Annotated in this window: 20 protein-coding genes; 8 read left to right on the top strand and 12 right to left on the bottom strand. The window is 62.4% G+C overall.

The window, feature by feature from the left end; translation table 11 throughout:
* Positions 1–60: 60 nt before the first annotated feature.
* The 4 genes from prpB to prpF all read left to right on the top strand — a co-directional run bounded on the left by prpB (position 61) and on the right by prpF (position 6,355).
* Positions 61–957, top strand: coding sequence for a methylisocitrate lyase (gene prpB / locus P3T21_RS25010; protein WP_429258640.1), 897 nt, complete (start codon positions 61–63; stop codon positions 955–957).
* 22 nt (positions 958–979) lie between these two features.
* Complete coding sequence (prpC, locus tag P3T21_RS25005) at positions 980–2,149, top strand: bifunctional 2-methylcitrate synthase/citrate synthase (protein WP_429258639.1); 1,170 nt, start codon at positions 980–982, stop codon at positions 2,147–2,149.
* A gap of 303 nt (positions 2,150–2,452) precedes the next feature.
* Positions 2,453–5,047, top strand: coding sequence for a Fe/S-dependent 2-methylisocitrate dehydratase AcnD (gene acnD / locus P3T21_RS25000; protein ID WP_429258667.1), 2,595 nt, complete (start codon positions 2,453–2,455; stop codon positions 5,045–5,047).
* A gap of 102 nt (positions 5,048–5,149) precedes the next feature.
* Positions 5,150–6,355, top strand: coding sequence for a 2-methylaconitate cis-trans isomerase PrpF (gene prpF / locus P3T21_RS24995; RefSeq protein WP_429258638.1), 1,206 nt, complete (start codon positions 5,150–5,152; stop codon positions 6,353–6,355).
* Here prpF and P3T21_RS24990 read toward each other — a convergent pair.
* The 6 genes from P3T21_RS24990 to P3T21_RS24965 form a co-directional block, all read right to left on the bottom strand.
* The gene (locus P3T21_RS24990) at positions 6,339–7,859 is read right to left on the bottom strand and encodes an alginate export family protein (protein ID WP_429258637.1); all 1,521 of its coding nucleotides are present in this window, start codon (positions 7,857–7,859) and stop codon (positions 6,339–6,341) included. The two genes, prpF and P3T21_RS24990, sit on opposite strands and share 17 nt — an antisense overlap.
* Positions 7,849–8,799, bottom strand: a complete 951-nt coding sequence (locus tag P3T21_RS24985) for a glyoxalase (RefSeq protein WP_429258636.1) — start codon at positions 8,797–8,799, stop codon at positions 7,849–7,851. The genes P3T21_RS24990 and P3T21_RS24985 overlap by 11 nt, the downstream gene beginning before the upstream one ends.
* Before the next feature lie 75 nt (positions 8,800–8,874).
* On the bottom strand, positions 8,875–9,126 hold the full coding sequence (locus P3T21_RS24980) for a DUF1427 family protein (RefSeq protein ID WP_429258635.1): 252 nt from the start codon (positions 9,124–9,126) through the stop codon (positions 8,875–8,877).
* Positions 9,127–9,153: 27 nt separating this feature from the next.
* Entirely contained in the window at positions 9,154–9,795 is a 642-nt protein-coding gene (locus P3T21_RS24975; protein WP_429258634.1) for a phosphohydrolase, read from the bottom strand.
* A gap of 75 nt (positions 9,796–9,870) precedes the next feature.
* A complete protein-coding gene (locus P3T21_RS24970) occupies positions 9,871–11,739 on the bottom strand; it encodes an amidohydrolase (RefSeq protein WP_429258633.1) in 1,869 nt (622 codons plus the stop codon).
* 75 nt (positions 11,740–11,814) lie between these two features.
* Positions 11,815–12,504 (bottom strand): hydrolase, encoded by a 690-nt coding sequence (locus P3T21_RS24965; RefSeq protein WP_429258632.1) that lies wholly within the window; start codon positions 12,502–12,504, stop codon positions 11,815–11,817.
* Positions 12,505–13,002: 498 nt separating this feature from the next.
* Here P3T21_RS24965 and P3T21_RS24960 point away from each other — a divergent pair, with 498 nt between their 5' ends.
* The 4 genes from P3T21_RS24960 (at position 13,003) to P3T21_RS24945 (ending at position 14,803) form a co-directional block, all read left to right on the top strand.
* Positions 13,003–13,143 carry a hypothetical protein gene (locus P3T21_RS24960; protein WP_429258631.1) on the top strand — a complete coding sequence of 47 codons (141 nt, stop codon included), beginning with the start codon at positions 13,003–13,005 and terminating at the stop codon, positions 13,141–13,143.
* A gap of 181 nt (positions 13,144–13,324) precedes the next feature.
* Positions 13,325–13,579, top strand: coding sequence for a hypothetical protein (locus P3T21_RS24955; RefSeq protein WP_429258630.1), 255 nt, complete (start codon positions 13,325–13,327; stop codon positions 13,577–13,579).
* A 43-nt stretch (positions 13,580–13,622) separates the two neighbouring features.
* Positions 13,623–13,931 (top strand): flagellar transcriptional regulator FlhD, encoded by a 309-nt coding sequence (locus P3T21_RS24950; protein WP_429258629.1) that lies wholly within the window; start codon positions 13,623–13,625, stop codon positions 13,929–13,931.
* 29 nt (positions 13,932–13,960) lie between these two features.
* Positions 13,961–14,803, top strand: a complete 843-nt coding sequence (locus tag P3T21_RS24945) for a transposase (protein ID WP_429258628.1) — start codon at positions 13,961–13,963, stop codon at positions 14,801–14,803.
* 80 nt (positions 14,804–14,883) lie between these two features.
* On the opposite strand, the gene P3T21_RS24940 is transcribed toward P3T21_RS24945, so the two are convergent.
* From P3T21_RS24940 to P3T21_RS24915, 6 genes are all read right to left on the bottom strand, one after another.
* Positions 14,884–15,756, bottom strand: coding sequence for a hypothetical protein (locus tag P3T21_RS24940; RefSeq protein WP_429258627.1), 873 nt, complete (start codon positions 15,754–15,756; stop codon positions 14,884–14,886).
* 158 nt (positions 15,757–15,914) lie between these two features.
* A complete protein-coding gene (locus tag P3T21_RS24935; RefSeq protein ID WP_429258626.1) occupies positions 15,915–16,124 on the bottom strand; it encodes a hypothetical protein in 210 nt (69 codons plus the stop codon).
* Positions 16,125–16,153: 29 nt separating this feature from the next.
* Entirely contained in the window at positions 16,154–16,402 is a 249-nt protein-coding gene (locus P3T21_RS24930) for a hypothetical protein (protein ID WP_429258625.1), read from the bottom strand.
* Positions 16,403–16,533: 131 nt separating this feature from the next.
* Positions 16,534–17,166 (bottom strand): response regulator, encoded by a 633-nt coding sequence (locus tag P3T21_RS24925; RefSeq protein ID WP_429258624.1) that lies wholly within the window; start codon positions 17,164–17,166, stop codon positions 16,534–16,536.
* Positions 17,144–18,796 (bottom strand): response regulator, encoded by a 1,653-nt coding sequence (locus P3T21_RS24920; RefSeq protein WP_429258623.1) that lies wholly within the window; start codon positions 18,794–18,796, stop codon positions 17,144–17,146. Before P3T21_RS24920 ends, P3T21_RS24925 begins: the two co-directional genes overlap by 23 nt.
* Entirely contained in the window at positions 18,793–20,958 is a 2,166-nt protein-coding gene (locus tag P3T21_RS24915) for an ATP-binding protein (protein ID WP_429258622.1), read from the bottom strand. Before P3T21_RS24915 ends, P3T21_RS24920 begins: the two co-directional genes overlap by 4 nt.
* Between the last annotated feature and the right edge of the window lie 174 nt (positions 20,959–21,132).

Below are 21,132 nucleotides of genomic sequence, written 5' to 3'. Positions count from 1 at the left end.
TGGGTGCCATGCGCCTGGCCCAGTCTTTGCACTAGTGAGGACCTCTTATCCGGAGGAAACGTGACTTCAGCACAACGATACCCCGCGAGCGCAGGCGCGCGATTCCGCGCGGCAGTCGCCGAAACCCAGCCACTGCAGGTAGTCGGCGCGATCACCGCCTACGCCGCCAAAATGGCTGAAGCGGTCGGTTTCAAGGCGGTTTATCTGTCGGGCGGCGGCGTCGCCGCCAATTCGCTCGGCATTCCCGATCTTGGCATCAGCACAATGGATGACGTCCTGACCGACGCCCGCCGCATCACCGACGCGACGAATCTGCCGCTTCTCGTCGATATCGACACGGGCTGGGGCGGCGCATTCAACATCGCGCGCACGGTACGCTCGTTCATCAAGGCTGGCGTTGCGGCCGTGCACCTTGAAGACCAGGTGGGTCAGAAGCGGTGTGGACACCGCCCCGGCAAGGAAGTCGTGCCGACCGAAGAAATGGTCGACCGCGTGAAAGCGGCCGTCGACGCCCGCACCGACGATCAATTCGTGATCATGGCGCGCACCGACGCCGCGGCCGCAGAAGGCATCGATGCCGCGATCGAGCGCGCAGTCGCTTATGTCGAAGCCGGTGCGGACATGATCTTCCCCGAAGCGATGAAGTCGCTGGACGACTACCGCCGCTTCAGGGCAGCGGTGAAGGTGCCGATTCTCGCGAACCTGACCGAATTCGGTTCAACGCCGTTCTTCACCACGACCGAACTGCGCGACGCCAACGTCGATATCGCGCTCTACTGCTGCGGCGCATATCGCGCGATGAATGCAGCCGCGCTCAATTTCTATCAAACGGTGATGCGCGACGGCACGCAGAAAGCGGCGGTGGGAACGATGCAATCGCGCGCCGATCTCTATGACTATCTCGGCTACCACGCGTACGAAGACAAACTCGACGCGCTGTTCGCCGCACAGAAATAATCAGGACCTGGAGGAAGACACCATGAGCGAAGCAGACAACAGCACGCCGAACGCGGGCGCATTCAAACCCAAGAAGTCCGTCGCACTGTCGGGCGTGACGGCCGGCAACACGGCGTTGTGCACGGTCGGCAAGACCGGCAACGACCTGCACTATCGCGGCTACGACATTCTCGACATCGCGACGACCTGCGAGTTCGAAGAGATCGCCTACCTGCTCGTGCACGAAAAACTGCCGACACAGGCTGAACTCACGGCTTACAAGACGAAGCTGAAAGCGCTGCGCGGTCTGCCCGCCAACCTGAAGGCCGCGCTGGAATGGATTCCCGCGTCCGCGCATCCGATGGACGTGATGCGCACGGGCGTGTCGGTGCTGAGCACCGTGCTGCCCGAGAAAGACGACCACAACCTGCCCGGCGCGCGCGATATCGCCGACCGCCTGATGGCGTCGTTAGGCTCGATGCTGCTGTACTGGTACCACTACTCGCACAACGGCAAACGCATCGAGGTCGAAACCGACGACGATTCGATTGGCGGCCACTTCCTGCATCTGCTGCACGGCGTCGAGCCGTCGAAGTCGTGGGTCGACGCGATGCATATATCGCTGAACCTATATGCGGAGCACGAATTCAACGCATCGACGTTTACCGGCCGCGTGATCGCAGGCACAGGCTCGGACATCTACTCGGCGATCACCGGCGCCATCGGTGCGTTGCGCGGCCCGAAGCACGGCGGCGCCAACGAAGCCGCGTTCGAGATCCAGTCGCGTTACCACACGCCCGATGAAGCCGAAGCCGATATCCGCCGCCGCGTCGAGAACAAGGAAGTTGTGATCGGCTTCGGTCACCCGGTCTACACGATTTCCGATCCGCGCAATAAGGTGATCAAGGAAGTCGCGAAGAGCCTCTCGAAAGACGCGTCGAATACGAAGATGTTCGATATCGCCGAGCGGCTTGAATCAGTCATGTGGGACGCGAAGAAGATGTTCCCGAATCTCGACTGGTTCAGCGCGGTGTCGTATCACATGATGGGCGTGCCGACGGCCATGTTCACGCCGCTCTTCGTGATCTCGCGCACTTCCGGCTGGGCGGCGCACATCATCGAGCAGCGCATCGACAACAAGATCATCCGCCCGAGCGCAAACTACACCGGGCCGGACGACCTGCCGTTCGTGCCGCTGGCGAAGCGCGTCTAAACGCCGATGTTAAAGTTCTCGTTGATATCATTGCCGCTTCAAACACAGAAACGGCACTGAGCGCGCCCTCGAAATGGCGCACAACGGCTTGATCGACGGGCCCCGGCGTGAACCTCTCGATGCACTCTCCCGCCCCGGCCCGCAGCAAGCGGATAGGGCCAGCGCGGGACGAACACCGGGCCAGCGCCGGGCCGGAAAACGCAAGGTTCGCGCCGATCCAGAAGCACTGATCCGGAAATGGGGGCAACTGACCGTGACGCCCGGCCATGCCCCCTCACCATTACTGTCTTTGTCCCCAAAGTCATGAATACTGCAAACCGAAAACCGCTGCCCGGCACCCAGCTGGATTTCTTTGACACGCGTGCCGCGGTCGAGGCGATCCAGCCGGGCGCTTACGACAAGCTCCCGTACACGTCGCGCGTGCTGGCCGAGAACCTCGTGCGCCGTTGCGACCCGGCCTTTCTGACCGCTTCGCTTGTGCAGATCATCGAACGCAGGCGTGAGCTGGACTTTCCCTGGTTCCCGGCGCGCGTGGTGTGTCATGACATTCTTGGCCAGACCGCTCTCGTCGACCTCGCCGGCCTGCGCGACGCGATCGCCGCCCAGGGCGGCGATCCGGCCATGGTCAACCCGGTCGTGCCGACGCAACTGGTCGTGGACCACTCACTGGCCGTCGAGTGCGGCGGCTTCGATCCCGACGCGTTCGCGAAGAACCGCGCGATCGAAGACCGGCGCAACGAAGACCGCTTCGATTTCATCAACTGGACAAAAAAGGCGTTCAGCAACGTCGACGTCATTCCGCCGGGCAACGGCATCCTGCACCAGATCAACCTCGAACGCATGAGCCCGGTGGTGCAGGTGAAAGACGGCGTCGCTTTCCCGGACACCCTGGTCGGCACCGACTCACACACCCCAATGGTGGACGCGCTGGGCGTGCTTGCGATCGGTGTGGGAGGACTCGAGGCCGAAAGCGTGATGCTCGGCCGGGCCTCTTATATGCGCCTGCCTGACATCGTCGGCGTCGAGCTCACGGGCAAACCGGGCCCGGGCATTACCGCCACGGATGTGGTGCTGTCCCTGACCGAGTTCCTGCGTAAGGAAAAAGTCGTCGGCGCCTACCTCGAGTTCTACGGGGAAGGGACGGCCAGACTGACCCTCGGCGATCGCGCCACCATCGCGAACATGGCGCCGGAATTCGGCGCCACCGCCGCGATGTTCTATATCGACGGGCAGACCATCAAGTACCTCACGCTCACCGGCCGTGACAACGAACTGGTCAAGCTGGTGGAACGCTACGCGAAGGAAACCGGCCTCTGGGCGGACAGCCTGAAACACGCCGAATATGAGCGCGTCCTCAGGTTCGACCTGTCCACCGTGGTGCGCACGCTGGCGGGTCCGTCCAACCCGCACCGCCGTCTGCCGGTGTCCGAACTGGCCGCGCGCGGCATCAGCGGCAAGGTCGAGAACGAACCCGGCCTGATGCCGGACGGCGCCGTGATCATCGCTGCCATCACCAGTTGCACCAACACCAACAATCCGCGCAACATGATTGCCGCCGGGCTCCTCGCCCGCAACGCCAACCAGCGTGGCCTTACCCGCAAGCCGTGGGCAAAGACCTCACTGGCGCCGGGCTCAAGGGCCGTGACGCTGTATCTGGAAGAAGCCGGTCTCCTGGCGGACCTGGAGCAGCTGGGTTTTGGCGTCGTGGCCTATGCCTGCACGTCCTGCAACGGCATGTCCGGTGCGCTGGATCCCGTGATCCAGAAAGAAATCGTGGACCGCGATCTCTATGCAACCGCTGTGCTGTCCGGTAACCGGAACTTCGACGGCCGTATCCACCCGTACGCGAGGCAGGCGTTCCTCGCGTCGCCGCCGCTGGTGGTCGCTTACGCGATTGCCGGCACGATCCGTTTCGACATCGAGAAGGACGTGCTGGGTACGGACGCCGATGGCAAGCCGATCACCCTGAAGGATATCTGGCCTTCCGATGAAGAGATCGACGCGGTTGTCGCCGCCAGCGTGAAGCCAGAGCAGTTCCGCAAGGTGTACGAGCCGATGTTCGCGGTGGCTGCCGACACCGGCGAAAAAGCCGACCCGCTGTACGACTGGCGCGCGCAGAGCACCTACATCCGCCGTCCGCCTTACTGGGAAGGCGCGCTGGCTGGCGAGCGCACACTCAAGGGCATGCGCCCCCTCGCTGTGCTGGGTGACAACATCACGACCGACCACCTGTCGCCCTCCAACGCGATCCTCGCAGATAGCGCTGCCGGCGAGTACCTCACGAAGATGGGCCTGCCGGAAGAGGACTTCAATTCCTACGCGACCCATCGCGGTGATCACCTGACCGCCCAGCGCGCGACCTTCGCCAATCCCACCCTGAAGAACGAGATGGTGCTGGAAAACGGCAACGTGAAGGCGGGCTCGCTCGCCCGCATCGAGCCGGAGGGCAAGGTGACGCGCATGTGGGAAGTCATCGAAACCTACATGGCGCGCAAGCAGCCGCTGATCGTGATCGCCGGCGCCGACTACGGCCAGGGTTCGTCGCGCGACTGGGCCGCCAAGGGTGTGCGTCTCGCCGGTGCGGAGGCGATCGTTGCTGAAGGCTTCGAGCGCATTCACCGCACCAACCTCGTCGGCATGGGGGTGTTGCCGCTGGAGTTCAAGCCGGGCGTGAACCGCTTGACGCTTGGTATCGACGGCACCGAGACCTTCGATGTGACCGGCGAGCGCAAGCCTCGGGCAGACCTCACGCTCGTCATCCATCGCAGGAGCGGCGAACGCGTGGAAGTGCCCGTGACCTGCCGCCTCGACACCGCTGAAGAAGTGTCGATCTACGAGGCGGGCGGCGTGCTGCAGCGATTTGCGCAGGACTTTCTCGAGTCGTCGAAGGCTGCCTGAACAGGCGATGCGGGAACGCGTTAGTACAGTCAAGTACATTGTGTTCGGGCGGTATGGCGACGTATCGACGTACCGCCCCAGTCTCACCAGGACAGGATTTTCATGACCCACGTACCCCAGATCAGGATTCCCGCTACCTACATGCGTGGCGGGACGAGCAAAGGCGTGTTCTTCCGCCTGCAGGATTTGCCCGAAGCCGCGCAGGCGCCGGGAGCCGCGCGCGACGCGCTGCTGATGCGTGTCATTGGCAGCCCGGACCCTTACGGCAAACAGATCGACGGCATGGGCGGCGCGACCTCGAGCACCAGCAAGACGGTCATCATCGCGAAGAGCAGCAAACCCGATCACGACGTCGACTATCTGTTCGGGCAGGTGTCCATCGACAAGGCGTTCGTCGACTGGAGCGGCAACTGCGGCAATCTTTCCGCCGCCGTCGGGCCCTTTGCCATCAGTGCCGGACTGGTCGACGCGAGCCGTATTCCGCAAGACGGCGTCGCTATCGTGCGCATCTGGCAGGCCAATATCGGCAAGACCATCATCGCGCGTGTGCCCATCACCCATGGCGCCGTGCAGGAAACCGGCGACTTCGAACTCGACGGCGTGACGTTCCCCGCCGCGGAAGTGCAGCTCGAATTCATGGATCCGGCGGCGGAAGAGGAAGGCGCCGGCGGCGCGATGTTCCCCACCGGCAATCTGGTCGACGATCTCGAGGTTCCCGGTGTCGGCACGTTGAAGGCCACGATGATCACTGCCGGCATCCCGACAATCTTCGTGGACGCGAAGGCAATCGGCTACACAGGCACCGAGCTGCAGGACGCCATCAACAGCGATGCGAACGCGCTGGCGATGTTCGAGACCATACGGGCGCACGGTGCGGTGCGCATGGGACTCATCACGCACATTGACGAGATCTCGACCCGGCAGCACACACCGAAAGTCGCCTTTGTCGCGAGTCCAGCCGATTATGTTGCCTCCAGCGGCAAGCGGGTTGCCGCCGGCGACGTCGACCTGCTCGTGCGTGCCATGTCGATGGGTAAGCTGCATCACGCGATGATGGGCACGGCCGCCGTGGCCATTGGCGCTGCCGCAGCGATACCAGGCACACTCGTGAATCTGGCCGCCGGCGGCGGTGTACGCGAAGCAGTGCGCTTCGGTCATCCGTCGGGCACCCTGCGGGTCGGGGCGCAAGCGGGTCAGGTGAACGGCGCCTGGACCGTAACGAAAGCCATCATGAGCCGCAGCGCCCGTGTGCTGATGGAAGGATGGGTACGTGTGCCCGGCGATACGGTTTCTACCAGCCGAATTTGAGTTCGGCGCCTACATAGTCGGCGTTTCGGGCACCCAGCTCGCGCAACGACTGTCCAACCTGGAAATGCACGGCTTCCAGCGCCGCGGCGAGATTCGCGGTGACTGCCCAGTCGGCGCGAAGCTGCGTATAGAAGCCGGTCCAGGCGCTGCCGCGTCCCGCGGTGCCCGGCACGACCGCGGATCCTTGCTGGTAAACGGCGTCTGCGGTGGTCTCGCGCCATTGCAGACCGACGCCGGCCAGCAGCGTCAGCTTGCTGTTCGGCTTGACGATGAGCGTCGGCTTGACGTGGACCAGGTTCGTGTAGCCGGTATAGCCGGCCAGCGCGAAGTAGTAGCCATTCGGGAATAACGGATTGAACGTGCCGATGCGGCCATCTCCCGGATGGCTGTCCCCCGACGCGGCATCCACCTGGATGCCGACCCGCGGCGTCCATGGCACTGTCGCCAGCGTGTAACCGGCGAGCGACCCCACTGCCCACGCGCCGATCGTCTTGCTGCCGACATGTCCGGACTGATACATCGCTTCGACGTCCCAGTCGAGATGGTTGACGTTGCCGGAATAGCGGGCATCGAATACGTCGCGGTGTTCGTCGCCGGTCGCGTCGAGAAAGCGCGCGTTGCTGCGGTTGTAGCGGGAGTAATACGCGGACAGATCGCCCGGGCCGACGCCTTTGCGCTCCACGCGCACGCCGCTGAAAGTCAGATCGCGATTGGAAACATCATCGAAATCCGTGTTGTCGCGATACTGCACCGGCTGCGTCGCATAAGCGATCCATCGCCACGGACCGGTTTCATAGTCGGCCCAGATCGCGTCAAACGCCTGACGCACGTTCGGGCCGTCACGAACCGAGATGAAGCGCTGCAAGTCGAACGCCATTTCCTGCCGCCCGACGCGGAACTTGACGGTGCCGGGACCTAGCGGCTCGGTGATGGCGACGAACGCCTGCCGCAGATCCAGCGGGTTCTTGTCGACTGGCGTGACCAGGTCTTTGCCGTACGGGCGCGCGTCCTCGAATTGCGTGAAGATCTGCACGTGGGGGCCAAGGCGGACATCTGCGTGGACTTCCAGCCGTTGCAACAGATACGTGTCGTCGTGCGCCGTACCGAGTCCGAACAGCGGCGCGTCGTTCACTTCCAGCCGCTCGCGCAACACCATGCCCAGCGAGATATACGCGTCGGGATTGCCGAACAGCGGAATGTACTTCAGCGAATCGAAAGGCTGTTTCGGCACACACGGATTGGCCAGCGCCGACCAGTTTTCCTGCCAGCGGTTGAACATGACCACGGGCCGCGCACACGACGCACTCGCGGCGGCCGACGTCGCGGCACTGCCCGTCGTGGACGTATCGTCAGCGCCGCCGAGCGCGGTATCGGCCGCCGAGACCGGCAGCGCGACCGCCAGCCCCGTGCCGATCAGCAGGGTACGGGCGGCGCGCAGCGCAGAACAACGCCGCACGCGCACGCAAGCCTTCAGCAGCGTCACAGCGCGCTCTTTACCGGCCATCGTGCACTTCAGCAATGTACCCGCCTGGGAATTCGAGCATGGCTGTCTTGCCTGATCCGCTGCTGTACAGCGGATAGAGCACCTTCGCGCCGGCGGCCTGCGCGCGCTCGAGCGTCTGCGCGACATCGTCGACCCCGTAGCCAGTCGTCTCACGCCCGAACGGGAACGGCAGCTTGCCATCGGTGACGAATACCACCATGCGCCCGAAGCCCGAGTTGATCCGGATCTCGCGGATCGTCTCGCCCGGCCGGCCGATCACGCCGGCGTCCGCGCGCGAGTTGTCCGACACCACCTTGCCGTGCGAGAAGTGCAGCCAGCGGCGAACGAAGTTGTTCGCTTCGTCACGCGAGACGTACACGCGGTTATCCGGCACGCTGTGCAACGGTGCATAGCTGGGCGCCTTCGTGTGCCAGTAAAGTTGCATCGTCAGGCCGCCCGGCCATTGAATGACCGCGTCCTTGCCGATCGGATCATCGAATGTGTCGACAAGTACATCGGCGCCCGCCGCGCGTGCCGCCTTCACCGCCTGATCGATATTGGTGACCAGGTAGCCGGTTCGCTCATTACCGAATGGATACGGAACCGGCGTTTCGAAGCCGAACACGGAGAGCATGCCGACCGGCGTCTGCACATACTGCGACGCGGTCTTGCTCGGCGTGGGCGTCACCGTAAAAACCGCGCGCGGGGAGGCCTTGCCGCCGAACGTCGCGAGAAAGCTGTTGACGAACGCGTCGAGATCGGCCGAAGCGACATACACGTGCGCGGTGTCGTACTGCGCGCCTACTGATACGTCGGGATGCTTCGCGGCGAGCGCGGTTTTGCCGTCCGGCACCTCCGGCGGTCCAGCGTCGGCGAATGCGGATGAAACAGGCGTCAATCCAATCAGTATCGCAGCGGAAAGAAGCGCGAGTTGACGGAACCGATGAAGCGACTTGAACATTTTTTTACCCAGTAGCGTTAGCAATATTTGAAAAGGCGCCTCTGATCGAGGGGCGAAAGACACGCACCGGCGATATCAACCGCCATCCTTCGTCGCGCCTGGCACCATCGGCTTTTGCGCTGCAGCGCCCGTCACCTGCTCCGCGACCTGAACCGTCTGCGTCTGCGCGAAAAGCTGCGCCTTGACAACCGGAATGGCGTGCTCGCCCAGCACCATGCCCAGCAGACCCGCCAACGCAATCAGCGGAGGCGCCGGCGACTGCACCTTGAGTAGCCAGTAGAGAAGTCCGACAGCGAAGCCGACTCCCAGCGAAATGATGTAGCCCATACTGATCGTCCTTTCTATAACGACACGTCAATTCGGCCAGTCCGATCCCAGCACCAGCCCGCAGAAATTCAACCGCCGGTAATCCGGATCCCACCGGTCCAGCACGTCGGCGTTCACCGACGCGAACGTCGTCTCCGGACGATGCTCCATGCCACGCGCGTAGACTTCGATGATCTTCTTCTTGAAGCCGGATTCGCGAGGCCAGGCCTGCACGATTTCATCGCGCTCCTGCGCGGTAAATTCGTTGTAGCGAGCGCCCCGAACATCCATCTGCACGCCGGCACTGAGCAGCGCGACAACTGGAGACATGTGTTCAGGAATGCCCGGCGTCGTGTGCAACGCGATCGCCTCCCATACTTCCTGGATCGCACCGTCAGCGACTACGTGCTGCCGCAGAAAATCACGCGCGGCGTTGGCGCCGTCCACCTCGAACCGGTACGCCGAACGCTGGTACTTCACGTTCAGTCCGACGTTGTGAAACATCGCGCCGACATAAAGCAGCTCGGCGTCGAACCTCAGGTGCTCGCGGTATCCGGTCAGCGCACCGAACAGAAATGCTCTCAGCGCATGATGAAACATCAACTCGGACTCCGTGCCGCGGATCAGATCGGTTGCCGCCTGGGCCATCACACCGTCGGGAATGTCCACTCCCGCAATGCTTTTCGTCATGTCGACTCCTCCAGTTCAGCGCGGCGGACACGCCTTGCGCCATGCCTCAGGCAGCACCGTCCGATCGGGCATCTATCAGAACGCGAAACAGCTACATCCCAATGCACCCCAGAATCCGTTCGAATCGCTGACAGGCACGTTCTTGCGCCATGCCCAGCCGTGCGCATGGGCATGCACGCCGCACAGATTCACGCAGCCCTCCACGCATGCGACCGCGGTCGGTTTGTAACGGCTATAACCACCAAATTCGGCGACTGGTGACCACGACGGGCTGACCGGCAGATCAGGCGGGGCAAGCGGCGCGAATTCGTCGTCGGCGTAGACGACCTTGCCGCCCACCACCGTCATCGCCGAAGTCAGGAACTTGATGCGGCTCTCGTCGACCGTAAAGTAGTCTTCGCTCAGTACCGCGAAATCCGCGAACTGGCCGGGAACGAGCGCCCCTTTGCGTTCTTCCTCATTCGAGAACCATGCGCTGCCCACTGTGTAGCGGCGCAACGCTTCCATCCGGTCCAGCCTGTTCACGCTCGAATACATCGTGGTGCCGCCGACCGTCTTGCCCGACACCATCCAGTACAGTGAAATGAACGGATTGAAACTGGCGACGCGCGTGGCGTCCGTTCCCGCGCCGACGGGCAGTCCCGCATCCAGCATGCGACGGACAGGCGGTGTGTGCTGCACGGCCTCTTCGCCATATTGCTGAATGAAGTACTCGCCCTGATAGGCCATCCGATGCTGGATCGCGATGCCGCCGCCGAGTGCACGCACCCGGTCGATATTCTTCTGCGTGATGGTCTCGCAGTGGTCGAAGAACCAGCGCAGTCCGTTGAACGGGATCTGGGCGTTCACGCGTTCGAATACATTCAGGAAGCGCTCGATCGATTCGTTGTACGTGGCGTGAAGACGGAACGGCCAGCGGTTCGCTACCAGCAGTTTGACCACGGCTTCCAGTTCATCTTCGAGCGTGTCCGGCAAATCCGGGCGCGGCTCAAGAAAGTCTTCGAAATCCGCAGCCGAGAACACCAGCATTTCACCGGCGCCGTTGACGCGCAGGAAATCGTCGCCTTCGCCTGGCTTCGTCATCTTTACCCACTTCGCGAAATCTTCGATTTCCTTTTTCGCGTTCTGCGTGAACAGGTTGTACGCGATACGCACGGTCAGTTCGTTGTGCTTCGCCATGTCCATGATGACCGCATAGTCATCCGGATAGGCCTGATAGCCGCCACCTGCGTCAATCGCGCTCGTCACGCCGAGCCGGTTCAGCTCGCGCATGAAATGCCGCGTGGAATTGCGCTGATCGTCCGGCGCGAGCTTCGGACCTTTCGCCAGCGTCGCGTACAACAGCCCGGCGTTCGGCCGCGCGATGAGCATGCCCGTAGGGTTGCCGCGCCTGTCGCGCTGGATCTCACCGCCCGGGGGATTCGGCGTGTCTTTCGTGTAACCGACCGCCCGCAGCGCCGCTGCGTTCAATAGCGCGCTGTCGTACAGGTGCAGAATGAACACCGGCGTGTCCGGGGCAATCGCATTGATCTCTTCGAGCGTGGGTCCGCGGCGCTCGGCGAACTGGAATTCGTTCCAGCCGCCCACCACGCGGACCCATTGCGGCGCCGGCGTGCGGGCCACCTGCTTCTTCAGCATGTCGAGTGCGTCCGACAGCGAGGGCACGCCGTCCCAGCGCAACTCCATGTTGAAGTTCAACCCGCCTCGAATGATGTGCAGGTGGGAATCGTTGAGACCGGGAATGACGGTGCGGCCTTTGAGGTCGACGTGGCGCGTGTTGTCGTTCGCGTGACGCATCACGGCATCGCGAGACCCCGAAGCGATAATGCGGCCGTTCGCGACGGCGAGCGCATCGGCAAAAGAGCGCTTGTCGTCCTGGGTGGCGATCTTGCCATTGAAGAAAACAACTTCAGCCGGCGTCGGCGCGGAAGTATTGGAAGTCATGGCGATCCTCATAGGGAGCGCTCCGCTTTTCACGCGCGGAGCTATTCATGGGAAGCGGGCGCTCGTCGCGACTGTTTACTTCTTTGCAGGCACCGGTGCCAGAACTTCGTGTGTCCCCGCCGCGCGCTGGGGAGCCTTGTGCACCATGGTGTAGGCATAGTCCACGCCCATCCCGTACGCCCCGGAATGCTCTTTGGCAATCGCCATGACTTCGTTGTAAGTCTCTTTGTGCGCCCAATCGCGCTGCCATTCGAGCAGCACCTGTTGCCAGGTCATCGGAACCACGCCGGCCTGAATCATTCGCTGCATTGCATAGTCATGCGCGTCCTTCGAAGTGCCACCCGACGCGTCGGCGACCATATAGATTTCGTAGTCACCTTCGGCCATGGCGCATAGCGCGAACGTGTTGTTGCAAACCTCGGTCCACAGACCTGACACCACCACCTTTTTTCGGCCGTTTGCAGCAAGCGAGTCACGAACCTTCTGGTCGTCCCACGAATTCATGGACGAGCGTTCGAGCACCTTGTGCTCCGGAAATACGTCCAGCAATTCGGGGTACGTATAGCCCGAAAAACTTTCGGATTCCACTGTCGTAATAGTGGTAGGAATGTTAAACACTCGCGCTGCCTTCGCGAGGCCTACCACGTTGTTCTTGAGCACCTGACGGTCGATGGACTGGACCCCAAAAGCCATTTGCGGCTGTTGGTCGATGAAGATGATCTGCGAGTTTGCAGGCGTAAGGACTTCAAGTTTCGGATTTGCCATGGCTTTGTACTTCCTAAAGGTTTGGTGAACATGGGAGAACAGGCCGCACTCGCTTGAAGTGCGAGAAAAACTGAAGCCCAGTCTATCCACGGCCCCTCGCCGAGTCCTTGGCAAAGTCCTTAATAATTCTTAAAAAAACATGTTCGAGAAAGACGGCGACGACTCATCCAAAGTCAAAGAGACCTGCCGTGAAAGAAGCACTTGAAGTAGCAGCGCATCGCGCGGCACTTTTGAAAACACCGACCCGTCTGTCTGAAGATGCGACCCGCGACATTGCCGCCGCGTTGACGATCGGCCGCCCACAGCGCATGACCGAATCAGTCCATTCAGGGAACTGGCCGGCGTGCTGTCCGAATTAATAACGTTTCAGGGTGGTTTCAGGAAATCCCGTGACGTCGGCGATACGCTGACCAGCACCGTCATGCACCTGCAGGACGCTGAATCATCTGAAAAGGAAACAGAACGTCCTTTCGCCTCTGCTCAACGGCCGGTGCGTGAATGACTAGCAAATCCAGGTTGCTGGCGGTGAGCGGCGTGGTCATCGTGGCCGCGCTGAGGATCCACGCGGCGTCGCTGGCGAAGTCAACCCGCCGCATCTCGCGTAAGGATTTTCTGACCCGAAGTTCAGCATTGACCTGACTTTATTTCTTCATGTCCTGACAGCACCGCGAAAACTGGCCGCATAGGATGAAGACACAGCAATCGTCCTGTTCCGCGTGTCGTCATGGTCCCCTATCTGTCTGAACGAGAAAATGCGGTCGAGCATATCAACGCGATGTGTTTGCGCCTGTTCGATCTGTGGTGCGAAAGCAGAAGCGTCATGCCGCTCGCGTATCTGTTGCGAGGCTGGCCGCTGATGAACAGCGATCCCGAGGCCATCCGGCGCCTCGGCAACGCGTTACGCGATCTCAGACGACACCATCTCCACCATTTGAACGGCGCGTCATTTCATCAACTCTGCGAGTTGTCGGATTGCGTCGAGGATCTGCTTGCGCTGTCTTCCATGGCAACCTGGGCGACCGGCAGCGGGCGACGGGCAGCGTGTAGCACAGACGAGGGCACCGAACCCGCGTAACGCAACTGGCGCATGGAACAGACGTTGGCAGCAGGAGGCTGGAATGGGTACGACCGATATGCTCAATCTCGTGCGGGACTTCAATCTCGCGTATCTCTTGCTCGTCCAGAATCTGTTGCGTGAAGACAGGATAGCGGGCGCGACACGCTTCTGCGTGTCGCCTCAAATAGCCGAAATCCTGATTGCGTTATCGGACGCGCAGATTGCGAGGCTGGCCGCCACGCCGCATGTGCTCTGCCATTTTCACTTTCACGTTCAGCCCGTGCTGGCCGCCCTGTCGGATGTGCGACGCCCTGCCGAAGCAACCTCAGCGACTGGGCCGTCCGTCAGCGAAGCGCGTTGTCCCTTGTAAGCGAATCATCCGGCGACGGGGAGAACACCGTGCATATCACCGAAATCAATGACGACGAATGGCTGCTGCTGGCGCCTGTCCTGTCAGATGCCGTCATCGCTCATGGGCGGCGCGGCCGCCCACGCGCGCAGGTTCGCCTCGTAGCGAATGCCGTGCTGTGGATACTGACGACCGGCGAGCCCTGGTCCAGGTTGCCGGGGATCTATCCGTCGGTGCCGACGTGCAGGTCGCGCTTCGAAGCGTGGCGTTCGACCGGCGCCCTCGCGGAAATGCACAGGCTTCTTTCGACCACCGGACGCACGTTCGTTTGCGGCCCCGACGGTTTGCTGGAACACCGCAATGTCCCGCCACAACGCATTGGCGGCCGACCTCGGGACGAAGGCCTGCGCCAGGTGTTCTGGAAAAGCCAGGCGTCGTGGCAGGCGCCGCATGACACGCCGCAGCGACCCCATACGCCGGATACGTTCATTGAAATTGTCCGGCAGCTTCCGGATTCTTCGCGTGCCGTGCCTGACCGTCTCGAATCCCGCGCCCCGATGAACGCCCCACAATCCGTTCATCCGCCTGCCTCACCGTGCAGGGGCCTCGCGTGGGAAGGCAAACGCGAATCCGATCCGCGCGGCTACATCATCTACATTTCCGCCGACCGGGTGGCGAGCGCCCGGTTCCGCGGATGGGCCGAGATCGTGCGGGACGCACAGCGGGTCGCACGCTCGGGTCTTATCGGCCCCAGCTTCACGAGCCGCGAGGCTGCACAGCAGCACGCGCTGGAATGGGCGCGGCGATGGATCGACAAGGAAAGCACTGTCGACAGAAGCGACTTCGATGCTGCAAACAGCGACCTGTGGGAACGAAACGTCCGGTCCGGATGAGCGACGCATCGCGGGCATCTCCGGACAGATTCCGCCCGCGACTGCACGCAAACGGTCCAGGCAATCGGTCCAGCACAACGTCAGCTCATCCAGTACTCGTCTGGAATGCTGCGGTCCGCTTCGGAGAGATAGGGGTTGTCGAGCTGAAAGGTCTTCCGGGACGCGGGCTTCGTGCGTACCAGCCCGTCCTGAATGTAGGGATGGGTGTTGAACAGTCTCATGTAGGATCCGTCGCGATACGCTGCGACGAGCCCCCCCTCGATCGTACCTGCCAGTGCTTCGTGGCCCGTCGCGACATAGAAAATGAAATCGGATCGATACTTCAGCAGCAGCCGGTTCTCGACCACGAGGTCGGGCTCCCGGTGTCGGCGCCCCTCGAGTTCGGCAAACGCTTCGACAACGCCTCGCGGAAAATAGTCGACCCGACCACTCTGGGTCATCTCGAACATCGTCTCGTAAGTCGAAGTCTGAACATTCAGACCTGCTGCTTTCAGGATATCGGTATCGATCCACCCGAGCCCCTGACCACCCGTGAACGCCTGCAGATCGGAAAAGCGCTCAATCCTGTCGAAATCCGTTTGCCGGTCCTTTCGTATGACGAACACGCGGTAGCCAATCAGCCCGCGATGTATCGGAATCCGGACCACGTTCAAGCCGCGCTCGGCTCGCGCCTCCATGCTCGTCCAGTGCAGATTGATCGTATTGTTGCCGCGCGCCAGTTCGGCCAGCGCGCGGCCTCGCTCCATGACAATCTCGGCCTGCTGCACCGAATAGGAGGCATTCGCCGCTTTCATCGCCAGATCGAGGACAGCGAGCGCATACGCAGCATGCACATCGCCGCCAACGCGAATGCGCGGGTAGACGATATCGAAGTGTCCTGCCGGGGCGGCGTGCGCGCAGAGCGTGACGCCTGCCGCACCCAGCGCAGCCAGCACAAAGCGCCTGCGATGCATAGACGGATGACTTCTCGACACGGGAACGATGCGCCCGGATCGGCGCACGTCCGCACAGGCTTCCACCTGGTCAGTCTTTCATCGTGCCACGCGCTACGCATGCTGGCAAACCGTACTATCCCGCTGGCACAGCGGGCGCTACGTTGCCCGTCGGCAGGTCAATGCACTGCACCAAACATTGCGTTGACGCCGTCTTCAGGCGTCAGTCCTACGTTGAAATAGCCTTCGAGCCTCACCGCGGTCGCGTGATCGAGTATGAAAGGAGGCCTGATGAAGCCGATCGCGAACGCGTGGTCGTACCACGCACTCATCCACGCACGCAATTCTGTCTCGTGCTTCGAGACTCTCCCAGCGTTGTCCGCGGTCATCATGATCTCCCCTGGACGGAATCGTCATGTCACGCAACGAGCGGTTCGAAGCTCATCCTGCACACGTTGCCCGCTGGCGGAAACACGTGCCAGGTACCATCGTCGTGCCGGAAGAAAAACAGCACGAGCGGACCGGCGGGTCGTCTGATTTCGACGCATACGCGGCAGGTCAGACCGTCCCGCGAACCATGCAGCGAGAGCACGCGGACTGGCAGCGCGCCTGCCGTCGCCCGCAGTTTTTCGCGCAGCCCGCGTAGTGAGCTTTTCGTCGTAACCACGTCTGCCCCCTCGTACTCCTCGTTCCCATAGGGCCATCGTGGGGTAACGCCGGGGATTTTTCAGTCGGCAGCGGCGGATTGTGGATTCGGGAAACGCTGGTTCACGCTTAAGGATTTCCCTAAAGGCCTCGTCATTCGGCCACCAGACCGTGCCTGATCGCATATCGGATCAGTTCCGCATTGTTACTGAGGCCGAGTTTCTGCATGAGACGCATCTTATGGGTGCTGATCGTCTTGGCGCTGAGCGAACATGAATCGGCAATGTCGTTGATGCTCTTGCCGGCCGCCAGCATCCGCAATACCTGGAATTCGCGGTCGGACAGAACCTCGTGCGGCGGCGCGTCGCCGGAATGGGTCTCGAAGACCATCGCATCGACCAGCTTCGGATCGATGAAGCGCCCTCCGCCGGCCAGCTTGCGGATCGCGGCGAGCAGAACGTCCGGATCGCTGTCCTTCGTCACATAGCCCATCGCGCCGGCTCGCAGCGCGCGCGAGACGACCTGCGCCTCGTTGTGGATGCTCAGCACCAGCACGGGCAGGCGGGGCTGCTCGGCACGCACGCGGCGGATCAGATCGACCCCGCTGATCCCGGGCATCGTCATGTCCAGCAGCATGAGATCGAACTGTCCTGTGCGCAGCCGGTCGAGCACTTCCGAGCCCTGCGCCGCCTCGGCCGCGACGACGATGTCGGTTGTCGTCGCGATGATCTGTTTCAGGCCGCCGCGCACAATCGCGTGATCGTCAGCTATCAGGATGTTGATCATTTTTTTCGGCCCCGCCTGCAAGCGGAATGTGAATGGAAATGGCGGTGCCCATGCCAGGCGCACTGTCGATCGTCATCGCCCCACCGATCAGGCGGGCGCGTTCCTGCATGCCGAGCAGGCCATACGAATAGCCTGTGTGCGCCATCGCCGGATCAAAACCGCGGCCGTCGTCGCTCACGTGAAGGTCGATCGTCGCCGCGGTGCTGGTCAGCGTCACGTCGACCCGCGTCGCATCGGCATGACGCCCAACATTGGTCAGCGAGGCCTGAACGATGCGGAATACAGCTGTGGCATAGGCATCTGGCAGAACCGGCTCGCCTCCATTGATGTGCAACTGGCACGGAATGCTGTTGCGCCGGCCAAAGTCCTCGACCAGCCACTCCAGCGCCGAAACGACCCCAAAGTTCAGCGCCGCCGGCCGGAGATGGTTCGCGACATTGCGGACCATCCAGATCGTTTTCTCGACGAGTTCGCGCATGTCGTCCGTCTTCCGTTTCGCGTCGGGGTCGCCGCCAAGGCGCATCTTCAGCAGCGAAACGTCCATCTTCAAGGCCGTCAGCAACTGGCCGAGCTCGTCGTGAATTTCCATCGCGATGCGCTTGCGCTCCTCTTCGCGAATCGCCTCCATGTACGCAGACAATTCGCGCAACTGCTCGCGGGATTCGAACAGCTCCTGCTCGATACGCTTGCGCGCCGTGATGTCGTTCAGGCCGACGTAGATCGCGGGGGCGTCGCCGTAAGTCGCCACGCGCGCGGTGGCCATGGCCCAGAACGGCGTGCCGTCCGCCCGCCGCATGTGGACTTCGCTGTTGTTGAAGCTCCCCTCCCTGCACAGATGAGACACTAACCGGTCGCGGTCATTGGCATCCACATAGAAATCGACGATGTTGGTCAGCGTAGCCTCGCGCGCATCGAGCCCGAACAGTTCGCGCAGCGGTCCGTTCGCATACAGGATAATGCCTTCGGGCATCGACGTGATGCATAGCGGGATGGGGCTCGTCTCGACGATGGTGCGAAAGCGCGCTTCGCTCGACTGCAGTTTCGCTTCGGCCCGGCGTCGCTCGTCGACCTGTGCGGAGAGCCTCGCGTTCGACTCCGCAAGCTGCTTCGTGCGCTGATCGACCCGCTGTTCGAGTTCGTCACGCGCGCGCGACAATGCAGCCTCGGCCTGCTGGCGTTCCGCGACTTCGCTCAGCAGCTGGCGGTTCTGCGCGACGAGCTGCCGGTGCATTCCGCGCAGCGCCAGATGGGTCTCGATCCGGGCCATCATTTCGTTGACCCGCACCGGCTTGGTCACGTAATCGACGCCGCCGGCCGAAAAACCCTCGATCATGTCTTCGCTGCCCGTCAACGAGGTCATGAAAATCACCGCGATATCACGCGTGCGCTGATCCGCCTTGAGCCGCCTGCATGTCTCGAAGCCATCGATTCCGGGCATCTTCACGTCGAGCAGGATGAGATCGGGCTGGGAGAACAGCGCGCGTTCGAGCGCCTCCGCGCCATCGAGCGCAACGAGTACCCGAAAGCCGCGGTCCATCAGGCTATCGACGACCACACCGAAATTCGCCGGCGTGTCGTCGGCGATGAGGATGGTCGGCCGTTCACCGGTATTTGCGATCGGGTCGCTCATGGTCCTGGCTCGCAACTCAAATATCGTTCAACCAGCTGGAGGATCGCTTTCGACTGGTAGTCGCGGGCGAGCGCGCAGAGCTGCGCCATGAACGGACGATAGCGCGAATCACGCGCCGCCATGCGCTCGGCCCACACGATGATTTCGTGCATGTCGCCAAGGCGGGCGAGGCGATGGAGTTCGTCCATCTGCTGCTGCGGAACAGCCAGTGAGGCCAGGGCGGACATGTCAGCGCGCATGGACGGCGGCGGCGACGCATAGACCCACTGCAGTCCGAGCAGCGTGGCGATCTGCGTCAGCATTGCCTCGAAGTCGACCGGCTTGGAGAAGAATGCGTTCACGCCAGCGGCAACGCTCATCGCCTTGTCGGTTCCTGAAGGGCTGGCGGACATCGCAATGATCGGAACGTGCGCAAAGTCCGGCAGTTGACGCAGGTTGCGCGTCAGATCGAGCCCGTTCATTTCGGGCATCACAATGTCGGTGAGAATCAGATCCGGTCGCTCGCGCTGCGCCTTCTCAAGCCCTTCGCGGCCGTTTTCTGCTTCGACGGTGTCGAAGCCGAGACGGCCCAGCAGATCCACCGCGAGCGCGCGGTTTACCTCGACGTCGTCGACGATCAACACCTTTCTGCGCGCTCCCTCGTAGCCCGTCGCCGCATGCGGCAGCGGCGCAGAGGCTATCGCTGTGTGCGGCACCGGCCAAACGCTCGCTGCCGCCAGTTCGAACCAGAACGCGCTGCCCTGCCCGATATGACTTTCGACGTCGATCTCGCCCCCCATCGCGCGCACGAACTCGCGGCTGATGGCAAGCCCGAGGCCGGCGCCACCGGCACGCCGCTCGGGCAGGCCCAGCTGTTCGAACGGCTCGAAGATCGTCTCCAGCTGATCGGGACCGATACCAATGCCCGTGTCGCGCACTTCGAAGCGGACCCGGTTCGACGGAGACTTCGAGATACGCAGGCTGACGCAGCCGAAATCGGTGAACTTCACGGCGTTTGCAAGCAGGTTGAGCAACACCTGCCGCAACCGCCGCTCATCGGCACGCACGCCGGTGGGCGCGTCCTGCGTGATTTCGCAGGTGAAGTCGAGGTGCTTCTGCTCCGCCTTGACACCGATAATTTCCCGAATCACATCGACGAGCCCCGCGAGCGGCACATCGCAGATCTCGACACGCAGCTTGCCCGCCTCGATCCTCGCGAAATCGAGCGTGTCTTCGATCAAGGTCAGCAGATGTTCGCCACTGCGGCGGATGACCGCTACACGTTCGCGTTGCAGCTCGTTCAGCGTAGCGTCGCGACCCAGGATCTGCGCATAGCCAAGAATGCCGTTCAGCGGCGTGCGTAGTTCATGACTCATGTTCGCGAGGAATTCGCTCTTGGCCCGGTTTGCGGCTTCGGCCAGATCGCGCGCTTCGCGCTCGGCCGCTGCGTCCCGTTCGTCGAGATAGGCACAATGCAGCCGCGCGCCCATCGCATTGAATGCGGTCACCACACAGTCGAGTTCGTCCGGCTCACGCGGCTGGCGTCGCTGGAGCCTGAACGGCCGGGGCGCCTCACGGAAATCGTAGCGTCCAACCATGCGCGCGATGGCGGCCACATGACGCATCACGAGGCGCGACAGGATGTGGATGGTAAAAAGCGAGACGAGAAAGGTGTTGACGGCCTGAGTCACCAGAATGACCACGGCGGTTCGCATCGACTCGTGGTAAAGATCGGCGAGCGTCGCCTCGACGTAGAGCGTGCCAATCTCCCGGTCCTTGCCCTGCACACGGTACACGAGCGGAAACTCGCGGGCGATGACCGGACCTGCGAAGCGCTGACCGGCGCTCAGGTAGGCGGATTCACCGGCCTTCCCCCTCTCGCGGATTTCCGCGAAACGTATGTCGGCAAGACGCAGGATGCCGTTCAGTTCCAGTTGTAGTTGCGCGTTATCGAGCCGCCAGAGCGCTTCTGCGAGACTGTCGCGATTGCTGCGGTCAACGTCCGCGAGGCGATTTTCAATCTGCTCCACGCCCAGGTGGTAGTGGCGGTAAAGCTGTGACCCGGTCAGCAGCAGCGTGACCGCGCAGCTGAAGAGCAGCACCGTCGCGAGAAGCCGCAACACGACGCTACTCCGAAAGCGGCTGAACGAACTCCACCATGCGTCGAACATGTTGTTTGCCATACATCCCCGCGAGTGCTCCGGCTCTTGTTTCGTCTATTCTGCACTCGTTGCCGAAGCGGGGGGCATGCACGCCGCCCGCCGCACTGGCAGAGTGGCCGTTTGGCGATTATCACTCCGGCCAGTCAGCGCCCTTCAGGTTCCTCGCGGCGACAGCAGTGCTCGCGCCGGACGCGT

Origin of the sequence: Paraburkholderia sp. GAS334, assembly GCF_050436625.1 — a bacterium.
In the GTDB taxonomy this organism is placed as follows: Bacteria; Pseudomonadota; Gammaproteobacteria; order Burkholderiales; family Burkholderiaceae; genus Paraburkholderia.
Note: the sequence above shows the minus strand (reverse complement) of the source record. Positions and strands in the feature narration are given on the sequence as shown.